Source organism: Pirellulales bacterium, from assembly GCA_019636335.1.
Taxonomy (GTDB): domain Bacteria; phylum Planctomycetota; class Planctomycetia; order Pirellulales; family JAEUIK01; genus JAHBXR01.
In genome coordinates, this window is the sequence record JAHBXR010000021.1 from 103674 (window position 1) to 125512 (window position 21839).

Below are 21839 nucleotides of genomic sequence, written 5' to 3' on the forward strand. Positions count from 1 at the left end.
GCAGCCAGCAGGTTGCAGCCAAGCGTCACAAGCGTAGCGGTTGCGCCAAGAAATGTGTCTCTCGCCGTGTCAACAACGAGACTATTCGGGGCGCAAGAGCCGCCTCGGCAAATCGTTCGTTGAACTGGATCGGCCGCAAAAGGATCATGGCGGAACGAAGGCAAGAAGTTCGCATGGTGTCACGCCGCGTACGCCGCGACGTCATTCCTACTAAACCCGACAGACACGGAATAAGTTTCGGCGGTTCGCTCAGAAAAATGAAGCCGGCCGGCCGGTGGTCGTCGCTGCCATCTGTCGCCGTAAGAAGGCTCGACGATGCCGCGGTACCTTAACGAGATCACCCCGCCGCGTGAAAGTGATCGAGTCGTTGCGGCAAGTCGCGCACGAACTTGGCATCCACGTGCGGCGGAAGGCCTGAGTATTGAATCTTGCGACTGGACATCCAGGCTTTAGCGCGGTGCGTACCTGCTCGTGGCTGATGGCCTCGACGATTACTGGTCGGACCAGGCAGGGCCGGCCGCATCGGCCTTTAAGAGCATTTGCGCTCGCCGGACCTGCTAGCTCGAACCGCTGAGATTCTCGATGATCTCACACAAGGCTTCGCGCCTTCGCTGCCTGCTGCACAATGGACTGTTTGGGCATGGGACACTTCCTTGTGACCCCAATCAATCACCAACAGCCAACCCAAGCTGCTGGGTTTGACAAAACAACAGTAGTATCCCCGACAGGATTCGAACCTGTAACCTTCGGCTCCGGAGGCGGCGATCCGGCAGGGAACTGCACTCAGCGACACGTTCACAACTCGCGCATCGAAGCCAAGTTGTGAAGGAAAACGCAAGACCGACAGGCAGGCGTCGGTTGTCCGAATTTTACGCGATTTCGCAGGAATTGCCAGCGCTTCTGCATCAAATTTTGTATTTCATCGACTTAGAAACCGGATCGACGGCCTGCGCCACTTCTCGGTTGGAAGTCATTCATCGCGTCATTCGGCGTTGATACGCAATCGCGAAATCGGCGCTGCGATTGTAATCTGATCCGCGCGGTATGGTGCATCGAGCATGCATATCGCGATGCCTAAGCGCACGGCCAACCTACCGCACCCAAAAACTTCTTACTTCCCCGGCTTCTAAGCATTCTTCTTCGCACCTCGGCTGACGATCAACCAGAGTGCATGAACCGTGCCTGGTATCCAGCCAAGAAGTGTGAGGATCAGGTTGATCCAGAAATGAGTGCTGAGACCCACGACCAAGAACGCAGCCAAGGGCGGAAGAAGTAATGCCAAAAGGATCAACAGAACCGTCCACATTTTGTGCCGCCTTTCGCTAATCGCCTGGTTTCTCTTGCGAGAACACTAATACGCTGTAGGGTCCGATGTTAATCGTTCCGGATGCAGGAAAGCCATCTCTGCGAACGGAATTCGCTTGCTGCGGACCCTCTGGGGTCACAGCGCCCGTGATCACATCGGAACAAGCCTGGTTTCCAAAGCCGCGGCTATAACCGCTCCAGTCGCTGTTCAGCCGTAGTCGCCAAGTTTCCGGCGCCGGAAATCCCAGCCGATAGTTCTCGTGGGCAAGATGGGAGAGATTCACCACGACCACCACGTCGTCGCCGGGGCCGCCTTGGTGCCAGCGATGATAGGCGATCACGTTGTCGGCCTGATTCTGATGGAACGTGTTCAGTCCAGAGCCCGTAAGCCCTCGCGTCGAACGGATGAGCCAATCCTGGCATGCGAGCGAGTCAAGCCGACCAACCTCGGAAAGCTGGCTGCGAAGGATCCTCCGGCGGACAAATGCGAGGGACTGGCGGCAGCTCGGCAAGCGGACATGTCCAGTTGTGGAAGGCCTCATTCGGGCAGCGTGTAGCGCGCCTCGATGAGGCTGCGGATCAAGCGTCGCGATTCGACAGGATGCAGGTCCTGCCTGCGTTCAATCTGCTCCGCCTGCTCGGCTAGGTAGCTGTCCTTCACGGCGCCGCGGAACCATCGCGAGTAGTCGCCGCGGCGCAGATGGTACAGCCAGGTTTCTTCGTCTACGCCTTCGGCAATTTGCGCGAACATGGCCAAATTCTGCGCGCGGATATTCTGCCGACCTCCGGGGCCGCGAAAGAAGAAACTGCGATGGCGCATGTTTCCTTCGGCGTACTTGCGGTGATGCCGAATTCGTTCCGCGCTGCCGGGAACAATCTGTATCGGAAATGGCGGCTCGTTCTTGTGCGGGAACCAAACGACCGCGTTGCCGCGCTGACTGGACAACCCCTCGGGCCAATCGAGCGGCTGACCGATCGCGTCGGCAAACTTCCGGATCGTCTTCTGTGGCGAAGGACCGACGGCGATGACGACATCCACGAGCCTCAGCACCAGCGGCGCCAGATGATCGGGATGAACGGTCACGAGCACGGTTTCTCCCAGGCTTTGCGGCAATGCTCGCCCCAAGTGGGCCCACTCGCCAGGCAACATGTGGTGAGCCTCATCGAGAACAATCCAGTGCGGACGCCCCGTGCGCGTGCGAATAGCCTGCAAGTTGGGAAACAGTTGGCCGAAAAACTCGGGCCGGTCGGCGAGTGGAATCCCTAACAAGTTGACGTTGAGGGTGACCTTCGGATCTTCCAGCAGGGCCAGCACCTCGCCAACGCTCACCGGGTGGTTCTGGTTGCCAATCGTGATCACGTCGGGCAAGGTTCCGTAATCCCCTTCGGGATCGACGATACAGAGTTGATATTCCTGTTCCATGAGCCGCTCCACGATTCCGGCGGAGACAGTCGATTTGCCGCTGCCGGACGGACCTGCGATCAGGATGTTGACGCCATACGGCGAGATGGTAACGTCCGACCCGTCCTCTCGTCGGCCGATGGTCATCAGGTGCTGAGGCAGGTGGGCTTGCATGCGGCACAGGTCGTTGGCGAGCAACTCATCGACGAGCTCCGCGAAGCCATCTCCGTTCGACGCCTGGGTGACCAGGCTCGCCGCTTGCAAAATCGACGGCACGGCATTGGCGACCGTCGCCGAGCATTCGCTGCGCTGCAGGAAAGAATGATCGTTTTCCGAATCGCCGATTCCCACGACTTCGTGCCGCGAGAGGCCGAGCTTGCGCAGTGCATAGTCCATGCCCGTGGACTTGTTGACGCACGCCGGCAACACCATCACCGCCGCGCGGTTGAAGATGACTTGCAGTTCCAGCCCCATTTCCTGAATGACTTGAACCACGGCCGTATGATGAGGCAACCAGGTCGCGACGATGACCCGCCCTACTTCGAGCGGCTCCACGCGCAGCTCCTTGAGCCGTTCGATAAAACGGGGCGACGGAGGCTTGGCCAGTGACGTTTCTTTGCGAGTCGCCGGCTCGTAAATGACGGCGCCGTTTTCGGCGACAACGCAATCAAACAGATCGAGCTGAGGAAAGACGGAGAGCAGGTCATCGAGTCGCCTGCCGGTAATCAGGACCGCGCGGCGACCCGAAGAACGGAGACGCTGAATCGCCGCGATGGCCGCGCCGGAAGGGCGCCCCTCCTGGGCAATGACGCCGTCATAGTCGGTCACGACTGCCAGGTAACGCACAGAAAACCCTTCCGGAGACGTCGTGTCGCAGATGCTTCGCCAGGTTCACGCCGGTGAGATCGCCACCTTGAGCACGCCGTCGCGCTGGTTCGCAAACAGGTCGTAGGCCTCTTCGATTTGATCGAGCTTGAACCGGTGCGTAACGAGCGGCTGCAGGTCCGCTCGCCCGGCCGCGAGGACGTTCATCAGACGCCGCATCCGTTCCTTGCCCCCGGGGCACAGCGTCGTCACCAGCGTATGGTCACCGAGCCCGGCGGCGAAGGCATCCGGCGGCAGGGTCAGTTTGCCCGCATAGACTCCCAGGCTGGAGAGCGTGCCGCCGGGCCTGAGCACGCGCAGGCAACTTTCAAAGGTTGTTTGAGTGCCGAGTGCCTCAATGGCAACATCCACGCCGCGGCCGTCGGTGGCATTCATGATGACCGCTACCGGGTCTTGCTCTTTGAAGTTGATCACCTGATCGGCGCCGAGCGTGCGAGAGACGGTAAGCCGCTCATTCAATCCGTCGACCGTAAAGAGGTGAGTCGCTCCGCAAAGCCTGGCTCCCACGGTGGCGCACAGGCCGATGGGGCCTTGAGCGAAGACCGCGACAGAATCTCCAATTCGGATGCCCCCGCGCTGCGCCCCCGCAAACCCGGTGTTCATGATGTCGGGGCACATGAGCACCTGTTCGTCCGTGAGGCCATCAGGAATCGGGGCGAGATTGGCCATCGCGTCCGGGATCAACACGTATTCCGCCTGGCAGCCGTCGATGGTGTTTCCCAGCCGCCAACCACCCATCGCCTTGCCGCCGCATTGCGCCTGATCGCCATTGAGACAGGCGTGGCATTGGCCACAGGGAGTGATCGCGCCGGCAATCACACGCTGTCCGACCGAGTAGCCCGATACCGCGGAGCCAAGCTCTTCGATCACGCCGACCGGTTCGTGACCCACGGTGAGCCCGCGCGCCACGGGATACTCCCCCTTGAGAATATGCACGTCGGTGCCGCAGATGGTGGTTGTCGTGACGCGTAATAGCGCGTCGCGTGGCCCGACTTGGGGAATCGGCTTGTCCACCAGGACGATCCGGCCGGGTTCTGCAAAGATGGCTGCCTTCATGGGTGATTATCCATGGCTTTCAGGTTCCAGGGTGCATCGGTCAGCCAGCAGGCTGGGTTGGCGACACGAATTCATCGGGTTTAACCGTCATGATGCTGGCCGTCATCTTTGCACAGCCACATTCTAGCGGCACACGCGCGTGTCACACGCATTTCGCGCACGGCGAACATCAACTTAGCCCGTGATTGTCGCCCTCGTCGCTGGGCGAGCCCTGACGCAGGACGCATAATACGTCTCTCGTGAGGCGCGGAGCACCGACGCTCTGCGCCTCGCGGTTTTTGGTGAAACGTTTCCAGGTGTCGAGTTGCGCAATGTCGAGCAGGAATGTACCGCTGGATCGATTGAATGATGCCTGGAGCGACGAGTGCGGTCTGGAGCGGGACGAGGCCGAGCGACGGCTTGCGCAATATGGGCCCAACGACATTCTCGAATCGCCGCCGAATCGCTGGTGGCATCTCATGCTGGAAACGGCGAAAGATCCGATGCTCTGGTTCTTCGCCGGCACGAGTGCTCTGTATGCCTTCGTGGGGCAACACACGGAAGCGATGACGCTGTTGATCGCTATTCTTCCGTTGCTGGGGATGGATATCTATCTGCATCGGCGGACGCAGGCGTCCACCGCGGGACTTGCCAGCCGGTTGGCGACAACAGCCACAGTTCTTCGCAACGGTGTCGCCGTAAAAGTGCCATCGAGAGAACTTGTCCCGGGGGATCTCGTGCTTGCCCGACAGGGGGATCCGCTGCCTGCCGACGGAGTGATCATTGCCGGAGAGGAGATGCAGGTCGATGAATCAGCCCTCACCGGCGAGGCTTACCCGGTCATCAAACGACCGATTTCCCAGACGCCCTCTTCAGGAAGTGAACCGCGCATCGATGAAGCTCACTGGGCTTTTGCGGGCACGAGGATGCTGACGGGTAGCGCACGGCTGCGCGTGGTATTCACTGGCAAAGAAACCGTCTACGGCGAGATCGTGCGTTCGGCGGTCCACGGCGCGCATGAAAGCACCCCGCTGCAGCAGGCAATTGGCCGCCTGGTGAAAGTCTTGTTGGTCGCGGCGATTGCCGTTTGCCTGCTCCTGGCAGGCATCCGTCTTTATCAGGGAAATTCGTGGCTCGATGCGCTGATTAGCGCGGTCACCCTGGCGACGGCGGCGATTCCCGAAGAGTTTCCGGTCGTATTTACCTTCTTTCTGGGAGTGGGAGTCTATCGATTGGCACAGCGCCAGGCATTGGTCCGGCGTGCCGTCACAGTCGAGAACATCGGGCGGGTAACATGCATCTGCTCTGACAAAACCGGAACGATCACCGAAGGGCAGTTGGTTCTCGCGCACCTCATTCCGGCGCCTGCCAACAATGAAGATCGACTGCTGTCGCTGGCGTGTTGGGCCTCGCGCGCCGACAGCGGCGATCCGATGGACGAAGCCATCTATCGGCGTACTCCCGAGGGTGCTCAGCGCGCCGATTTCGAGCGGCTGGTCACCTTTCCTTTTACCGAGGATCGCAAGCGTGAAACGGCAGTTACGCGAGACTGTTCAGGCCAGACGACGGTTGTCTCCAAGGGCGCGGCGGAAGTCATCCTTGGCATGTGCCCTCTTACCGCCGACGAGAAGGCAAGATGGCTGGCCCAATTGGAGGAGCTCGCCGCCAGTGCGCATAAGGTCATCGCCGTTGCATCACGCCCCACAGATGCCATTGAATCCTTCGCCCAAGAACCCGACGAGGGCTTCGTATTCGCCGGGCTGCTGGCCTTTGAAGACCCGGTTCGTCGTGGAGTGCCGGAGGCGGTCGCGTCTTGTTTGTCTGCGGGAATTCGCCCCATCATGGTCACCGGCGACCATCCTCTGACGGCGCGAGCCGTGGCGCAAGAGGTGGGAATTGGTGGTGACCATCCGCGGGTCGTGCTCGGGGACGAAATTGAGAACCTGGCAAAGAGCGGCAATTCTGATCTGGCCAGCGTCGACGTGGTCGCGCGAGCGAAGCCGGCCCAGAAGCTCATGCTCGTGAAAGCCCTGCAAGAGGCGGGCGAAATCGTGGCGGTGACCGGCGACGGCGTGAACGATGTGCCGGCTCTCCAGGCCGCCGATATCGGTGTGGCAATGGGGGAGCGAGGCACTCGCAGTGCTCGTGAAGTCGCGTCGATCGTCTTGCTGGACGACAACTTTCGAACGATTGTCGGCGCGATCGCCGAGGGAAGGCAGCTATTTCAGAACTTGCAGTTGAGCTTTCAATATCTCCTTATCATTCATATTCCCCTGGTGCTTACGGCCACGCTTATTCCATTGGCCGGTTTCCCGCTGCTTTATCTGCCCGTTCATATTGTATGGATTGAAATCCTGATTCATCCCACCGCGATGCTCGTGTTTCAGGAAACGGCTGCGAAGAAGCTTGTTCGCAAAAACCATGTCTCCGGGAAAGCGACCTTCTTTAATGCAACACAGTGGACGATGTTGCTGCTGACGGGGTTGGTAATCGCCGGCACGGTTTCGGCGGGCTTTCTACGTAGTCTGGAGGGAGCCGACAACGTGGAACATGGTCGAGCAATGGCGCTGGCGACCTTCACGGCGGCGAGCGCAGCCATTACGGCCGTCCTCAGTCGCCTCCGAACTCGCGCAGCATGGATCATGTGTCTTGGCACCGTCCTCTCTTCATTCATTCTGATTCAGACACCAGGGCTCGATACGCTGCTGCATCTGTCCCCCTTGCATTGGGATGACTGGGCATTGGTGCTTGTGGCAAGCGGATGCGCCGCCGCCGTCCCACTCGGCTTTGCAGCTTGGAACAAAGGTTCTTTCGACAAATGGCGCTCCGGATAGCCGTCGCGCTTCATACGCTCCTGACGGACGATCTCACGCTTGCTGGGTGAATTGAGCGGATCGCCGCCGATTTTGATCTCTCCGTTGCGCTTGCAGTGTCCGATCATGACGCCCGTGCTCGATACGCGCGAACTGGTCAGCTTGTATGCGTGTGGCGCCGAGCCGTCGGCAAACAGCTTTTTGCCGCCGCCGAATACCGCAGGCGACAACTCTTCATCTGACGTCATCACGCAAAGGACCCAAACGGTCCCATCAGGTTCAGCTCCTCGCATAAGACAATCCAAATCTGTCCGAAAGACCATAGCTGTCAGCAACTGCAATGGCCGAGGGCCTTAATTCGCCGCAACTCATTTTACAGAGAGGACTTGCGTTATTCCTGGCGATGGCCGCATTGCATTGTTCACTGATTACAATATATTTACTACGTAGTGAACAAGGCGATTTTGGTGAACTCCATGCGAGACCAGGAACTCGTCCGCCAAGCGGATCGCGTGCTCCGGGAAGTCCTCGAAGGGGTGCCAGGTTTTCGGGTCACCTCCCGGCGCGAACCCAAGCAGCACCGTCGGGAAAGCGACCTGATCGTCGATGCCGTTTCCAAGTCAGCGAGATTCCGCTTCTTCGTCGAAGTGAGGTCGCGCGTCACGCCGCAAACAGCGCTCTCCCTCTGCGACCAATTCCCCAAACTCCCCGCACGCGTGATTCCTGTCGTCTATGCGCCCACCATTTCGCCGCGGGTACATCAAGCAGCTGCTCGACAGTGCGCGTGTCGTGCGACACCTCTCCCAATCGCATTCTGAGATCCTCACGCAGTTCCAGAAGCTGACAGAACTACGGAACTTGGTTGAGTAACTCGGTCGGGCAGCCAACTTTCTGAGTGCCGACATTACCGGACGCACGTAAGCTAGACCCCGTCGGCGCGTTGGTGCCTTACAATAGCCCCCCGACCTCGGCAACCTCGGTCGATATGACCGAAGTAGGTTGGCAGCATGAGCGTTCGTGACACAGGACGGTTCGTCATGTGCGCGCAAACCTCACGGTCGATTTTGTTCCCCCTCGGGGGAACAAAGGCAGGCGAAAACCAACGACGAAACAACCAGCTCCAGGCACAACCTACTCCGCTCCGCGCAGCCAATGAACCCAAGGCGCCCAACGGAAGCCCGGAATTCGTGGTAGCAGCTTCCTTCACCGAGGCTCATTGGCCGCGTGGACAGCAATAAAATCAAATGTGCGCATCTTGACGGACGCTTTCGATGGTTTGCAGCCGTCGCAACTATTTCAAAACCCCTTTACGCGACACAGCATTGCCAAACAGTCGCCTAAATTGCAAAGACTGCCTACTTCTCTGACTTAGCAGCCAGCGTCGTCGCGAACGAATAAATCATGCCCAAAAAAGTCAAGCACCAGGCGGCGATGGCGACGTAGATGAAATAGCGCGGAATGACCGCCAGAAACGGTGCTTCGATTGCCTGAGACAATCGATAGGTACACACCGTGTACATTCCCAGTGGAAACACCGCGCCCCAGTATTGCGGATCGTAGGCGAGCCGAAAACGCTTGTAGAGATGTCGCCACGCGCCAAGGGTCACCAGCATTGGAATCCACCAGGTCGCCGTGGCCCAAAAGAACAGCGTGAAGCCTTTGAGAAAAGGCGTCAGTTGGCTCAGGATCGCCGAACTCGGAACCGCCGAAATCAGTGTTGCACCTGCCAGCGTGGAGATGGCCATCGCTCCCATGTTGATCCAATAAGGCGGTGCCAGGTCGGCGGGACTCATGGGAAAGAAGGAATATCGATAGAAGATCAGCGAGATAATCCACATATAGAGCATTCCGCCTGCCAACCACAGCGCGAGTGCGAAGAATAGAATCTGCTCCCGAGAGGAACCGAACCCTTCGGACAGCATCGTTCCGAGCACCGAGATGGACTGCACGGCGACAACGGATACCAACCATCCACCATGAATGCCGTCGGGCAGTGGAGGCTTTGATTCCTTGACGGCAAGGCTCGTGAAGATGGCATAGGTGAGCACGAATCCCAGGACCGTCCCCAGACACCACAGCCCCACCGCCACCCATCGAAGTTCGGCAATCAGCAGAAACTGATTTCCGAGCACGCAGGTTGCCGCAACCGTCGTGAAAAATCCGACGCCCCGTTTGTGATCGGTCAGGTCCGCAATGAACCGGCCAGGACAAACCACCAGTCTGACAATCGTGAGCACGAGAAGAATCACATAGGCCGGAACATTGAGCCAGAACAAGGCGCGAGCGATGCTCGGCATCGCCAGAAGGTGGCAGCCGATCGATACGATGCCCGTCGCCATGACCAAGGCGAAGTAGTTCGGGTTCAGCGTCTCGACGATCTCCCACCCCACCGAGCCGGTCCGCTCCGTTTTCTTGGCGGTTTCGCTCACGTGGGTCGCCTTCGAGGGTCACCGATCGAGAAGAACGAGATACCGCAAAAGACCGGCGTTCAGGCCCAGGCAAATCGTACTGGCCACGGCCGCCGGCCAGACGATCGTATGATTGCCCCCCAGGAACGCGTTCATGGTGGCCGTGAGCAGCCAGAGCTGCATCACGACCAGGATCAGCACCAAGATCAAGATGGCGTAGACAATCGACAGCCGTTGCCCGCGTGTCTTAGGCAGGTTGCTCATGATGCGCGCTCTTCAACGCCGGTGGCGTAGACAATGCCGCGATCGATTCGCAACTGAATCCGCGGCAGAGGCCGCCTGGGCGGTCCTGCGATGGGCCGCCCCGTGCCGAGGTCGAAATAGCCTTCATGACATGGACAGTGAAGCCGGCCCTGCTCTAACTCGGGGCGAACCGGGCACATCAGATGTGTGCAAAGGCTCGAATAGGCCAGGAACTCGTTTTCCGACTGGCGAATCAACAAGCAAGGATCGCGCTGGGTCGGGAAGTGAAATCCAACCGCTTGGCCGACCTGCACGTCGTCGACAGCGGCAATCCGCTGCTCCCTCGGTGACCGGCCGCGAAAGGTGCTCAAGAGCGCGATCCACAACTGCCCGCAAGCAAACGCCAGGCTCGTGAGAACCATAAACTTGGTGAAGTCACGGCGCGCGCCGTACTCATCCGCCTCGAGGTCGATTGGAAAGTCCTGCCGCCATCTCGGCTGCACGCGCTGCGGCCGGCCGTCGGGGAAGTTGGTGACCTGCACGTTGTTATCTTCCATGCGTAGACTCCTAAGTCCGTGCCACAATCGGCAGCTCGCACAGCGCCGCGGCCAGCATGGCATCTTCTTGGTCGCTCCCTTCGTCCGGATGGCAGAGGACTTCGGCGACGTCGATGTGCGTCGCGACGGTCTCCCGGGGCACCATCATGCGGACTTTGGTGTGGATCGTCTGGAAACCAAACTGAAACTCATTGATCGGTCGAGACCGTGGGCGGAGGCGCTCGATTTCCTCGCGGGTCCCGAAAAACAGGGCCTGGCTTGGGCAGACCGTGGCACACATGGGCCGTTTGCCCTCCGACGTGCGGTCGTAGCACATGTCGCACTTCATCATCAGTTCTTGGCGGACATTCATCTTCGGCACGCCGAAAGGACAGGCGAGCACGCAATTGTTGCACGCAATGCAGCGGGGCTTGCGGGCCGTCTGCACCACGCCGTCTTCAGTCCGTTTGATGGCGTCTGCCGGACAGACTTCGGCGCACGTCGGTGAGTCGCAGTGCATGCAGACGACCGGCAGGGTCTGCGGCGACTCGCGGCGGTTGGCATACTCCAGATGAATCATCGAATGCCCCTTGTGCGTGTCGCATTCTGAACAGGCTTGCACACAGGACTCGCAGCCGATGCAGCGATTGGGATCGATGAAGAAGTATTGGTCCGCGGGCACAGGCATCGCGCGATCCTTATTGTTGCCGTTCCAATTGTGTGGCGTATTCGGGCGGGGCAGCGGCCTTGGACAGCCGTACGGCACAGACTTTGTACTCGGGGATTTTCGAGATCGGATCCTGAGCAGAGATCGTGACCTGGTTGGCGCTTTTAGGACCCGCCCAATGATAGGGAATAAACACGGTGTCGGGCCGGATGGTCTTGACCACCTGGGCTCGTACTGTGATTTCGCCCCGCCGCGAGGTGACTGTCGTCCATTCACCGTCGCCGAGGCCGAGCCTGGCCGCTAGTTGCGGATGAATCTCCACGCGCGGCTCGGGATATTGATCGACCAACGGCCCGATCCGCCGCGTCTGCGTTCCGGACAAGAAATGGCTGACCACGCGGCCCGTCGTCAGGATCACGGGATACGCGGCGTCGACATCTTCCATCGGCGCCGTGTACTCGGCGACGTTGAATCGCGCCCTGCCGTCGGGAAAGTAAAACGGCCCGGCCCCCTTGGCGATGGGATTGTGGGAACCCGGCTCGAACAAGCGCGGCGTGCCCGGGTGGTCTTCCGACGGACAGGGCCAAAAAACGCCGTGCTGCTGTTCGATCTTTTCCCAGGTGATGCCGGAGTAATCCGCAATACCGCCTTGGCTGGCCCGGCGCAGCTCCTCAAAGATTTCCCGAGGGTGAGCGAAGGTGAAGCCGTGTGGCCGACCGAGAGCGACGGCCAGGTCCTGAATGATCCGCCAGTCCTGCCGAGCTTCGCCGGGCGGGGTGACGGCCTGGTTGATCTTGATGACGCGGCCCTCGATCTGGGTCACCGTCCCCTCGTCCTCTTCGTGAAGCGATCCGGGCAGCACGAGGTCGGCGCGGTGGGCCGTATCGTTCAGGAAAAAATCGATCGCCACGTAGAAGTCCAGCTTGTCGAGCATCCGGGCCACGAAGTTGTTGTCCGGCAAAGAGACGAGCGGATTGAAGCAAATCGACAACAGGCCGCGAATCTCACCCCGGTCGATCTTGCGAAAGATCTCGTAGGCGTCGACTCCCGGCTGCGGCAACTCGTCGGGCGAGACGCCCCAGATCTTGGCCACGTGAGCGCGATGTTCGGGATTAGCCAGGTCGCGCGCGCCCGGGAGCTGATCGCACTTCTGACCGTGCTCGCGCCCTCCCTGCCCATTGGCCTGGCCGGTGATTGTGGCATATCCACAGTTCTCGCGGCCGATGCGCCCCGACGCCAGGACGATATTGATTGCGCCCAGCACGTTCTGCACACCATGACTGTGATGCTCGATGCCGCGAGCGTGCAGGAGGAAGCTCGTCTTGGCGGTACCCCACCACTCGGCCGCTTTCCGAATCGCGCGCTCGGCGATGCCCGTGACTTCGGCCGTGCGCGCAGGCGGCCAGGCGCGCACCGACTCGGCGAGCGATTCGAAGCCAACTGTATGCGCTTCGATGAAGGCATGGTCCAGCCAATCGTGCTCGATCATCAAGTGCAGGATGCCGTTGAAGAGCGCCACGTCCCGACCAGGCTTGATCGGCAAAAACAGGTCGCACGTGCGCGCCAGCGGCGTGATGCGCGGATCGACAACAATGATCTTCGCGCCGTTCTCGCGGGCCTGCCAAACGTAGTTGGTTGTGATCGGCGCGCATTCCGCGACGTTCGCTCCGCTGATCCAGACCACTCCGGCGCCCAGGATGTCCGACCAGGGATTGGCGGCACGGTCGATCCCAAAGGCCTTCTTGTTGCCGGCCGCGGCGCTGACCATGCACAGTCGGCCGTTGTAGTCGATGTAGGGCGTCTTCAGACAGACGCGGGCAAACTTACCCATCAGGTAAGTCTTTTCAGTGGTCAGGCTGGCACCGCTGAGGACCGCGAAGGCATCGTTGCCGTGCTGCGATTGAATTTGGCCGATCCTCTCGGCGGCCTGCCGGATGGCCTCGTCATAGCCCAGGGTGTGGAACCCGCCTGGCGAACTGGGATCCCGCTTCAGGGCGCTCAACAACCTGTCGGGATGCGAGCCTTGCAGATAGCGTTTGACCCCCTTGGGGCAAAGCATGCCCTGGTTGAAGGGAAATTCTTCCCAAGGCTCAAAGCCAATGACCTCGTTGTCCTTCACCTTCAACTGGATGCCACATTGCTGACCGCAGAAACAGCAATGCGTCTGCACCAGTCGATCGGGTGTAAGTCCTCGGTCCAGCCGGGTCCCTTCGGCATAGGCCAGATGCGGGCCGAAGTGCTCAATAATGTTGACTCGGCTGGTGGGAGGCTGTGCCATCTGTCGGGTCGGTCCGTCAAGAATCCGTAGTGCGCGCCGCTCTCCACAGCCGCCCTTGAGCAGTCGCCAACGACAATCGCCGGCAGCGGGGGCAGACTCGTTGATAATGATCCGCAGGACCCTGGCTCAATTCGTATTGGTAACCCAACTGCCGTTCCACTTCGATCAGGTCTTCCACGTGCATGCGCGAGGCGAATGGCTCTCTGCAGTGAGCGCACAAGGCCTGTTCGCCACGACTACCGGCATCTTTGTAGAACAACACGCCCAGTTGAGCGGGGCGCTGAAAGATGTGGAAGAACTTTCCGAAGGGGAGCCACAGCAGCGTCACGATGACCGTCACCGCGTGCGTGATCGAGAGGAACTCGTAGGCGTATCCCGCCATCCATTTGTAGCTGACCACCAGCATCAAGCCGGTCACGCTGACTGAGAATAACAGGATCAACGGCAAAAAATCTTCGCCGAAACGCTGCAGCGCCAAGGCGTCGCGGCTGCGCATTCGGCGCCGCATGGCGATCATCACTCCGGCGATCACCAGAAACGAGGCCCACACCAGGCCGTGAAAGACCAGATAGCCCGGCAGAGAATCGATGCCGAACGAAAACAGGGGGAATCCAAAGACCACGGCCCTGTAGCGGTCGAACCCAACGTCGGCGAACTCAAAGTGAATCCAGCCAAACACCAGGGGAAAGGTGATCGCCGACGCCAGAATGCATCCCCACATCATCAGCCAATGGGCGGAGCCCCGCGCCAGGCCTCGCTTCCAGATGAAACTGTTGGCAAAGAATACTGATACTAATCGCTGGAGCCAGAGGACGAGGTTACGGGGAAACGATTGCGGTCGGAGAAAGACTTGCCAGCCCCGCTTCCAATACATGGCCGTTGGCGGCCGCTGCAGCCACATGGCATAGCGGTAGGCGATGCCAAAGGCGGCAAACAGGGTCGCAAACGTGTAGCCCACAAGCGCGGCGTCGAAGTGAGACAGCCGGCGGGAGCCCAGCACGATCAGGCCTGCCACGAGCAAAGTCGTGACCAGGCCGCTTGTGCCGGCGATGATCGCCTCCCGCGGCCAGACCTGTTGCGAGGTGCGGTCGGTCTGCCGGTTCTCACCCATCCGCGTTGAATTCACGAGGGCACCCCAGTCGCTCACGGCTAGCCAATCTTTCCACCACTTCGAAACTGACGCCAACTGAGCGTCTGCCCCCTACTCCCACACGCAAGCTCATCGGCGGGGAGATCGTGCGGGCGCGGGTCAATATAGCAATTGATTTCTACATGTCAATATGTAGAATTAGTTGCGACGGAGATGGAAATGCTGCCTAAAACCGCTGAATACGCGCTGCGCGCCGTCGTGTGGTTGGCTCGCGATCCTGCTCGGCAGGAGTCTGCCGACGAGCTTGCCCGGCAAACCAGCGTCCCGCGGCGCTATCTGCACAAAGTGCTCCAGGACCTGGTCAAGGCGAAGCTCGTTCGCTCTCAATCGGGTCCCGGAGGCGGTTATGTCCTGACGCGATCGCCAGACAAGATCTCTGTGTTGGACGTCGTCAAGGCCACGGCCCCTTTGATGCGAATTCGCCGCTGCCCCTTGGGACTGCCTTCCCATCGACAGCTCTGTCCCCTGCACGCGGAACTGGACCGGGTGTATGCCGCGACCGAGGCGGTCTTCAAGCGAGTGACCATCTCCCAATTACTCGGGTCGGCGTCTGAGATCGCACCGCTCTGCGCGAGGAGCTAGAGAGCACCGAATGAAAACGCAAGCTAGTACATCGCCGGCGCACCGCCATCAACCGCCTGCGGAAAAAATGCCCGGACATTGGCTGTTGGCAAAAATGGGCAAACGTGTCCTCCGACCCGGCGGTCTGGAGTTGACCGAGCGCCTGCTGAGCGACCTGCAAATAGAGGCGAACGATCGAGTCGTCGAATTCGCCCCGGGCCTGGGGGTGACCGCTCGCCTGACGCTGGCGCGTCAGCCGGCCTCCTATACGGCGGTCGAGCGAGACGCGAACGCCGCGGATGAAGTCCGTCGCTACCTTTCCGGATCCCAGCAGAAGTGCATCGTGGCCAGCGCCGAAGAAACGGGTCTGCCTGGCGCGTCGGCGAGCGTAGTCTACGGCGAAGCCATGTTGTCGATGCAACCGGCGAGCACCAAGTCGCGCATCGTGGCGGAAGCGGCACGGCTTCTCGCTCCAGGTGGCAGGTATGGCATTCATGAACTGTGTCTGGTCCCCGATGAAGTTGATCCTCAGATCGCAGATGCGATCGCACGGGAACTGTCGGGAGAGATTCACGTCGGCGTTCGCCCGCTCAGGCTTAAAGAATGGCGGGAACTGCTCGGCGCCGCTGGCTTAAGCGTCGTTAGCGAGCATCGCGCGCCCATGCATCTCCTGGAGCCGGCCCGCCTCGTCAAAGACGAGGGCCTGCTGCGCGCCGCCCGTTTTGTGTGGAATGTTGCCTGGCACGCCGAAGCACGGCGACGCGTTCTGGCAATGCGAAAGGTCTTTCGCCGCTATCGCGATCACCTCTGTGCGGTCGCGCTGGTCGCCACGAAACCTTAGGAAGTCAAAGATGACTCTTCCCTATACGCTGATTCAGGATGTCGCTCACCACGCGGCGCCCCCCGAGAACGGCACGCTCAGCACGACCCTGCATCAGGACGAGCGATTGAAGACGGTGCTCTTCCATTTCAGTGCCGGACAGGAGCTTTCCGAACACACCGCTTCGACACCGGCCGTGATGCATTTCCTGGCAGGCGAAGCCGAAGTGACGCTTGGGCCGGACCCGATCACCGCCCAAGCGGGTACCTGGATTCATATGCCCGCGCAACTCCCACACAGTATCCGCGCAACCACTCCAGTGACCATGCTGCTTCTGCTCTTGAAACAGCCGGGCCATCCCTGATCGGGGCACAAGGAATCGTGGCGCAGATAGCAATCACCCTCCACCCGAGAACAAGGGATCCCCAATGAGCGGTGAGCCGTCAGACCAGCAGCTCCCTTTCGATCGGGTGGTCGCCAGTTATCATCGGGCTCGCGAGTCCGGAGAACTGTTCGACACGTTCTACTGTCTCTTCCTGGCCAAGGCGGCGGAGATTCCACCCATGTTTGCGCACACCGACTTTCCGCACCAGAAGCTGATGCTGCGAGAATCGCTGCTGGAAATGTTGATGTACTCGCACACCGGCGCGGGCCGAGAAGAAATCGAACGTCTGGCCGAGCGGCACCGGCTTCTGAATGTACAACCGAGACATTATGAACTCTGGCTGGACGCGCTGTGCGAAGCGCTCGCTCAGCACGACCCAAGATTCAACGCGGAACTCGCGCAAGTCTGGCGTGACGCGATGCGAAGTGGGATCAGCCTGATGGCGAGCTGAGTCCACTTCCACTCCGGACTGATGCTCGTTTGTCTCCGTGCTCTGGTGCCCGGTGTTGCCTGGAAGATGGACTCTTCAATTTCAGCTTCTGGACCCTGAACTTGGGGCTGTCTGCGATGTGCGTGTTCAGCCTGCTACCAGTTGAATTGATGCAGACGTGGGCGTCAGTTGAGGACGGGTATTGGTACACCCGCAGTAGTGAGTTCATGCAGACCGATCTGATGCAGACGCTGCGATGGCTGCGCGTGCCGGGAGACACGATCTTCTGTAGGGGCCGTCGCTTTGGTAATCTTCGTTACCGACCTTGAATTAGGACGTTCTTTCCGGAGGACCCACCGATGGCCATTCCCCATGCCAGGCCCGGCGAAGTTATCGACGTGCGTCCCTTGGGCCCCGGGCTCACGAATGCCCAGACGCATACGCTGATCAAGACCGACACGCTCGAAGTCATTCGGATCGTGATGGCTGCCGGCAAGACTCTGCCCTCGCATGCCGTGGCCGGAGAAATCACGGTTCAGTGCCTTGAAGGGCGGGTGGAATTCTATATCGACGAAACGAAGCGCGAGCTGACGGCGGGATCGATGCTTTACTTGCCAGGTTCGAGCACGCATCGGCTGCACGCCCTGGAGGACTCTTCGGTCCTGGTCACGATTCTGTTGTAAGCGAAGCGTTCCGGCCATTAACGCGTTCGATCGCGTGTTGGCCGGCGGTTCAGGCGGCTCATGATGCAAAACGGCGTTCCCCATCTAACACAACGGCACTTTGAAGTGCGGATTCTCCGACAGGATCGGCCGCAAGAGTCAAGTTACTGGGAGCGGTTCCGGCTACCTCACGAACCGGGCCTCAACGTCACCAGCGTCTTGCAACAGATCGCGGCCCACCCGGTTACTGCGGACGGGCGATCGGTGGCCCCGATCGCTTACGATGCCAACTGTCTCGAAGAGGTATGCGGCTCATGCACGATGCTTATCAATGGTCGCGTCCGCCAGGCTTGTTCGGCGCTGGTGGATCGACTCCTCGCCGCTGACTCGGACCAGATCGAGTTGCGTCCAATGTCCAAGTTTCCCGTGATCAGGGACCTGGTCGTGGCGCGCGGAAGATTGTTTCGTGCCCTGGAAAAACTGCATTGTTGGGTCGAGGTCGACGGCTATTTCGATCGTGGCCCGGGACCTCGCCAGTCGCCGCTGGATCAGCAGCAGGCGTATCCGCTGAGCACGTGCATGAGCTGTGGCTGCTGCCTGGATGCCTGCCCGCAATACAGGAAGATTGAGCTCACGAGGCGAACCGGGGAATCGGCCGACGAGTTTTCTGCCCGCGAGCGGACGGAGTTCGATCTGAACTTCATCGGTGCGCACGCCAACAGCCAGGTGGTGTTGATGAACGCTCATCCGACGGGTCGCATGACCGCATCACAACGTCTGGACGCCCTGATCGCTCCGGGAGGAATTCAGAATTGCGGCAAGGCCGGCAACTGTCAGGCCGTCTGCCCCAAAGAGATCCCCCTGATGACCTCGTGGGGACGCGCAGGCCGCGCGGCGACCCTGCACGGCCTCAAGAAACTTTTGGACGGATAGCCGGCGCCGTCGCAGGATGATTGCCTGGCTACAACCAACCCGTGCGCGGCACCATGCCTGGAAGAGATGGAGGACACCGGCCATCCGCGCTCGCTTATCCTTCGATGAGACGATGGACTTCGGCGAAGACACCGGCCCGCCCAACGTCGAGGACAATGCCGATCGGATGCCGTTCCAGTTCACCGGCAAACTAGTGCTCTGTCACAGCTTAATTTTCGGGTAGAGTGACTTGAGTTTACCGCGGGCTTCTTTGACTTTCATCTGCCAGTCGACTCCGCGTTGGGTTCGGTTGACGTCGGTGGACCAAGCGGTGAGTTCGGACTGCAAGGTCGCCAGCTTGCCGAATCGGCGGCCTGCGACGCACTGCCGGGTCAGCGAACTCAGCTCGTTCTCGGCGATGTTCAACCAACTTCCATGCTTCAGCGTATGACAGAAGCGAAGGCGGCGGACCAAAGCTCGAGCACGCGCCGGCCGAAATGCCTCGTAGAACGCGCCGATCGTGTGAGTGTTTAGATTATCGCACACCAAGGTCACTGTAGGACACTTGCGATACCGCTCTTCCAGCAGGCGGGCCACTTCCATCGCCCAATCCAACTTCGTCTTGGAGGACCGCGCGGTCGCCTCGCGCCAGCCGGCCAGCGGCTCGGTGAACATAAAGATGCTCGCCGTGCCGGCCCGCTCATACTCGTAGTCAATGCGCTTCGCGTGCCGCCGCGTGGCGGAAATCGGTTGTCGCGTTTCCTTGATCAACTGCACCGGCTGTTCGTCCATGCAGAGCACAGGACAGGCAGGATCATACGGTTTTTCGTAGGTGTCGAGCACTTGCTCCATACAGGCCACGAACTCGGCGTCCGCGTCCGGCGGAATGACCCAGTATTGAATCTTGCGGTTGGTCATCCCATTTTTTTCAGCGTTTGGCGCACGGTTTCATGGCTGATCGAATCGGCGACTTCCAATTCGACGACGCGACGCGCCAAGAGTCGCAACGTCCAATTGGCATAACCTTTGGGAGGCGGACTTAGAGCCTGTCTTCAATTGCTTGATTTGATGAAAACCGTTACGACTCCGCCCTCTTGGTTCTCAAGTCAAGGAAGACGGAGCCGTAACGATGAACGCGAATTATCCCAGCGATTTGACGGACGGACAATGGCAGTTGATTCGGAAGCTGCTGCCCAAGCCGGCGAAGTCGGGTCGGCGGCCGATCGATCGACGTTGGATCATCAATGCGATTCTTTATGTGAACCGGACCGGCTGCCAGTGGCGTGCGCTGCCCCACGATTTTCCCAAGTGGAAGACGGTGTACACCGTCTTCTGGCGTTGGCGCAACGCCGGCAACTGGGCACGCATCCACGAGACGCTCTGCCGATGGGTGCGCCAAGCAGTGGGCAAGCAGCCGACGCCGAGCGTGGCGATCATCGATAGCCAATCGATCCGGACCGCCGAGGGAGGCGAAGAACGAGGCTACGACGCCGGCAAAAAAATCACCGGCCGCAAGCGGCACATCGCCGTCGATACGCTGGGATTGATCTGGGCCGTGGTGGTGCATGGCGCCTACTGGCAGGACCAGGAGGGTGGGCACTTCGTAATCCATGCCCTGCGTCGTCTGACTCGTTTGAAAGTCGTGTTCGGCGACTCGGCCTACGGTCGCGAGGGCTTGCCGGCTTGGGTCCAGGAGACGTTCGGCTGGGTTCTGCAAACGGTGTTGCGGCCTGTGAAGGCCAAGGGTTTTGTGGTGTTGCCCAAACGCTGGATCGTGGAACGCACCTTCGCCTGGCTGGTGCGCTGCCGACGCCACAGCCGAGACTATGAACGTAACACCGACACGAGTGAAGCCATGATTTACATTTCTATGATCGCACTCATGTCACGACGACTCGCTCACAACAAATGCGTTTGAAGACACGCTCTAAGTGCGCCACTACTTTGGACTACGGATGCGTTTCCACCCGACGACCGCAATCTCGGCAACCGCAGGTTGACGTTGCCGACTTCGGTTGCGCGCAAGCCCTGGGCGGCGCCCCAGGAAAGGTCGCCGACGATCTCGCTCCCGTACGACAGCAGACGAACCTGCGGCGAGACGCCCGGCCTGAGGCGCACGTCTTCCATGAACTGGGCGGCGCTGGACGACGTGATGTTCTGATACGCGGTGCTTTCTCCCAAGTAGCGGCCCGTCAATCCCAGCGACGCTCCCATATCGTAGACGCCGCGCCGCGCGAGACGGCCGTGAAGCCGCGAGGAACGCGAAGATGACTGGGCTGAACGTTCCATCTCCGCGCCCTCGCGGCGTTCGCAGGGTCGCGTTCTCTCACGACCATGCACGGTACGCGCGAAGGACTGCCTCGCGCATGCTCATCCGAATTGTCAAACAACGTGCCGTGCTGGCTGGGCCAACGCCACTGCCACGCTTATGTAAATCACTTAAACACTAACGATAGATATCTCACACGTGTCCACTAACGATGGCCTGGACCGCTACACCGGAAGCTATGGTCGATAGCGTGAGTCGTTTTTTATCTTTTGTGCTTCGAGTAAAACCCAGTCTAGAAAGCTCTCTAGGCTGTCCCAGGAAAGCATTTCCTCGCCGGCTACGGGTCGTAATGAATCAAATGCAAGAACTTTTTCGCTACCTGAGTAATAGATATAAACTTCGCCTGCATGGTCCATTAGCTGGATTGCGTTTTGCAACTGCAAGGTCGGATTAAGGTCCCAAATGTGACGAGTTTCCGTAAGCGAACTGAGACTTCCTCGGTCATCACCAGATACGATGATGTTAAATGGGGCGATACGGAGATTTCCAAAATTCAACACGAATTTCCGAAGTTGGATTCCAAGTTCAAAGCCCAAGCCTCTCTCGATCCGCTCTAACGCTTCTTGTCCGCGAATTCCCCAAGGGCCGCCGGTAACTGATGCTTTCAGCAGTCGGTCGCTAATCCGATCCATTTCCCACATTATTATTATTATTCTCCTACCTGGCTGGCTCGCCAAATCCAGTACGCTGGCACTTCTACACGAAAGGCCGACGCGGCTGCCGGATCAGTAACACGCCAGCTTGGTGGCGGAACATTGTGGGGGTGTCTTTGATGTGTCGATTGAAATACCTCTACAAGACTTCCGAACGGATTCTGGTTCAGATGGTGAAGATGGATTTTTTCAAACGCATTGCCCACCTGTCTCTGTGGCGCATATCCTAATTGCGCTGCCTCAAGGTTGGTCATTCCATCTGGTCTGCGCAGTGTCCAATTAATATCGGGTCTTTGCCAGACATTTCTACCCCAAGGCGTCGCCGTGCGTGAGAATCTACCTACTTCTCCAGGAGAAACGACTCT

General features: G+C 59.7%; 22 protein-coding genes. 8 read left to right on the plus strand and 14 right to left on the minus strand.

All coding sequences use genetic code 11. The features are described 5' to 3' along the window. Nucleotides 1-1126: 1126 nt before the first annotated feature. Genes KF708_18995 through KF708_19010 form a run of 4 tightly spaced genes read right to left on the minus strand, consistent with a single transcriptional unit; the run spans nucleotide 1127 to nucleotide 4648 of the window. Nucleotides 1127-1306 (minus strand): YqaE/Pmp3 family membrane protein, encoded by a 180-nt coding sequence (locus KF708_18995; GenBank protein ID MBX3414780.1) that lies wholly within the window; start codon nucleotides 1304-1306, stop codon nucleotides 1127-1129. A 16-nt stretch (nucleotides 1307-1322) separates the two neighbouring features. Beyond that, on the minus strand, nucleotides 1323-1847 hold the full coding sequence (locus KF708_19000) for an alpha amylase C-terminal domain-containing protein (protein ID MBX3414781.1): 525 nt from the start codon (nucleotides 1845-1847) through the stop codon (nucleotides 1323-1325). Then, nucleotides 1844-3553: an HAD family hydrolase gene (locus KF708_19005; protein MBX3414782.1), complete on the minus strand. Its 1710-nt coding sequence runs from the start codon at nucleotides 3551-3553 to the stop codon at nucleotides 1844-1846. The genes KF708_19000 and KF708_19005 overlap by 4 nt, the downstream gene beginning before the upstream one ends. A gap of 45 nt (nucleotides 3554-3598) precedes the next feature. Next, nucleotides 3599-4648, minus strand: a complete 1050-nt coding sequence (locus tag KF708_19010) for an NAD(P)-dependent alcohol dehydrogenase (protein MBX3414783.1) — start codon at nucleotides 4646-4648, stop codon at nucleotides 3599-3601. A gap of 311 nt (nucleotides 4649-4959) precedes the next feature. On the opposite strand from KF708_19010, the gene KF708_19015 reads away from it, so the two are divergent. Beyond that, nucleotides 4960-7461, plus strand: coding sequence for a cation-transporting P-type ATPase (locus KF708_19015; GenBank protein MBX3414784.1), 2502 nt, complete (start codon nucleotides 4960-4962; stop codon nucleotides 7459-7461). Nucleotides 7462-8795: 1334 nt separating this feature from the next. Here KF708_19015 and KF708_19020 read toward each other — a convergent pair. The 6 genes from KF708_19020 to KF708_19045 are packed head-to-tail and all read right to left on the minus strand — an operon-like array spanning nucleotide 8796 to nucleotide 14719. Then, nucleotides 8796-9869, minus strand: a complete 1074-nt coding sequence (locus tag KF708_19020) for a tellurite resistance/C4-dicarboxylate transporter family protein (GenBank protein MBX3414785.1) — start codon at nucleotides 9867-9869, stop codon at nucleotides 8796-8798. 18 nt (nucleotides 9870-9887) lie between these two features. Continuing rightward, complete coding sequence (locus KF708_19025) at nucleotides 9888-10112, minus strand: hypothetical protein (protein ID MBX3414786.1); 225 nt, start codon at nucleotides 10110-10112, stop codon at nucleotides 9888-9890. Further along, nucleotides 10109-10648, minus strand: coding sequence for a Rieske 2Fe-2S domain-containing protein (locus KF708_19030; protein ID MBX3414787.1), 540 nt, complete (start codon nucleotides 10646-10648; stop codon nucleotides 10109-10111). Before KF708_19030 ends, KF708_19025 begins: the two co-directional genes overlap by 4 nt. Nucleotides 10649-10658: 10 nt before the next feature. Continuing rightward, nucleotides 10659-11315: a 4Fe-4S binding protein gene (locus KF708_19035; GenBank protein ID MBX3414788.1), complete on the minus strand. Its 657-nt coding sequence runs from the start codon at nucleotides 11313-11315 to the stop codon at nucleotides 10659-10661. Nucleotides 11316-11325: 10 nt separating this feature from the next. After that, on the minus strand, nucleotides 11326-13572 hold the full coding sequence (locus tag KF708_19040; GenBank protein ID MBX3414789.1) for a molybdopterin oxidoreductase family protein: 2247 nt from the start codon (nucleotides 13570-13572) through the stop codon (nucleotides 11326-11328). A 16-nt stretch (nucleotides 13573-13588) separates the two neighbouring features. Further along, complete coding sequence (locus tag KF708_19045; protein MBX3414790.1) at nucleotides 13589-14719, minus strand: hypothetical protein; 1131 nt, start codon at nucleotides 14717-14719, stop codon at nucleotides 13589-13591. Nucleotides 14720-14881: 162 nt separating this feature from the next. Here KF708_19045 and KF708_19050 point away from each other — a divergent pair, with 162 nt between their 5' ends. The 6 genes from KF708_19050 to sdhB all read left to right on the plus strand — a co-directional run bounded on the left by KF708_19050 (nucleotide 14882) and on the right by sdhB (nucleotide 18513). After that, entirely contained in the window at nucleotides 14882-15304 is a 423-nt protein-coding gene (locus tag KF708_19050; GenBank protein ID MBX3414791.1) for an Rrf2 family transcriptional regulator, read from the plus strand. A gap of 205 nt (nucleotides 15305-15509) precedes the next feature. Continuing rightward, a complete protein-coding gene (locus KF708_19055) occupies nucleotides 15510-16124 on the plus strand; it encodes a class I SAM-dependent methyltransferase (GenBank protein MBX3414792.1) in 615 nt (204 codons plus the stop codon). 10 nt (nucleotides 16125-16134) lie between these two features. Beyond that, nucleotides 16135-16467 (plus strand): cupin domain-containing protein, encoded by a 333-nt coding sequence (locus KF708_19060; protein ID MBX3414793.1) that lies wholly within the window; start codon nucleotides 16135-16137, stop codon nucleotides 16465-16467. A 64-nt stretch (nucleotides 16468-16531) separates the two neighbouring features. Next, nucleotides 16532-16939, plus strand: coding sequence for a globin (locus KF708_19065; GenBank protein MBX3414794.1), 408 nt, complete (start codon nucleotides 16532-16534; stop codon nucleotides 16937-16939). A gap of 338 nt (nucleotides 16940-17277) precedes the next feature. Further along, nucleotides 17278-17601, plus strand: a complete 324-nt coding sequence (locus KF708_19070; GenBank protein MBX3414795.1) for a cupin domain-containing protein — start codon at nucleotides 17278-17280, stop codon at nucleotides 17599-17601. A gap of 60 nt (nucleotides 17602-17661) precedes the next feature. Further along, complete coding sequence (sdhB, locus tag KF708_19075; GenBank protein ID MBX3414796.1) at nucleotides 17662-18513, plus strand: succinate dehydrogenase iron-sulfur subunit; 852 nt, start codon at nucleotides 17662-17664, stop codon at nucleotides 18511-18513. Nucleotides 18514-18714: 201 nt separating this feature from the next. On the opposite strand, the gene KF708_19080 is transcribed toward sdhB, so the two are convergent. Then, entirely contained in the window at nucleotides 18715-19410 is a 696-nt protein-coding gene (locus tag KF708_19080) for an IS630 family transposase (GenBank protein MBX3414797.1), read from the minus strand. Nucleotides 19411-19621: 211 nt separating this feature from the next. Here KF708_19080 and KF708_19085 point away from each other — a divergent pair, with 211 nt between their 5' ends. After that, complete coding sequence (locus KF708_19085) at nucleotides 19622-20410, plus strand: IS5 family transposase (protein MBX3414798.1); 789 nt, start codon at nucleotides 19622-19624, stop codon at nucleotides 20408-20410. On the opposite strand, the gene KF708_19090 is transcribed toward KF708_19085, so the two are convergent. The 3 genes from KF708_19090 to KF708_19100 form a co-directional block, all read right to left on the minus strand. Continuing rightward, entirely contained in the window at nucleotides 20392-20781 is a 390-nt protein-coding gene (locus KF708_19090) for a hypothetical protein (GenBank protein MBX3414799.1), read from the minus strand. The genes KF708_19085 and KF708_19090 overlap by 19 nt on opposite strands. Nucleotides 20782-20997: 216 nt before the next feature. Beyond that, nucleotides 20998-21462 carry a hypothetical protein gene (locus KF708_19095; protein MBX3414800.1) on the minus strand — a complete coding sequence of 155 codons (465 nt, stop codon included), beginning with the start codon at nucleotides 21460-21462 and terminating at the stop codon, nucleotides 20998-21000. An 8-nt stretch (nucleotides 21463-21470) separates the two neighbouring features. Further along, a partial coding sequence (locus KF708_19100) for a hypothetical protein (GenBank protein MBX3414801.1) occupies nucleotides 21471-21839 on the minus strand: 369 nt, incomplete at its 5' end.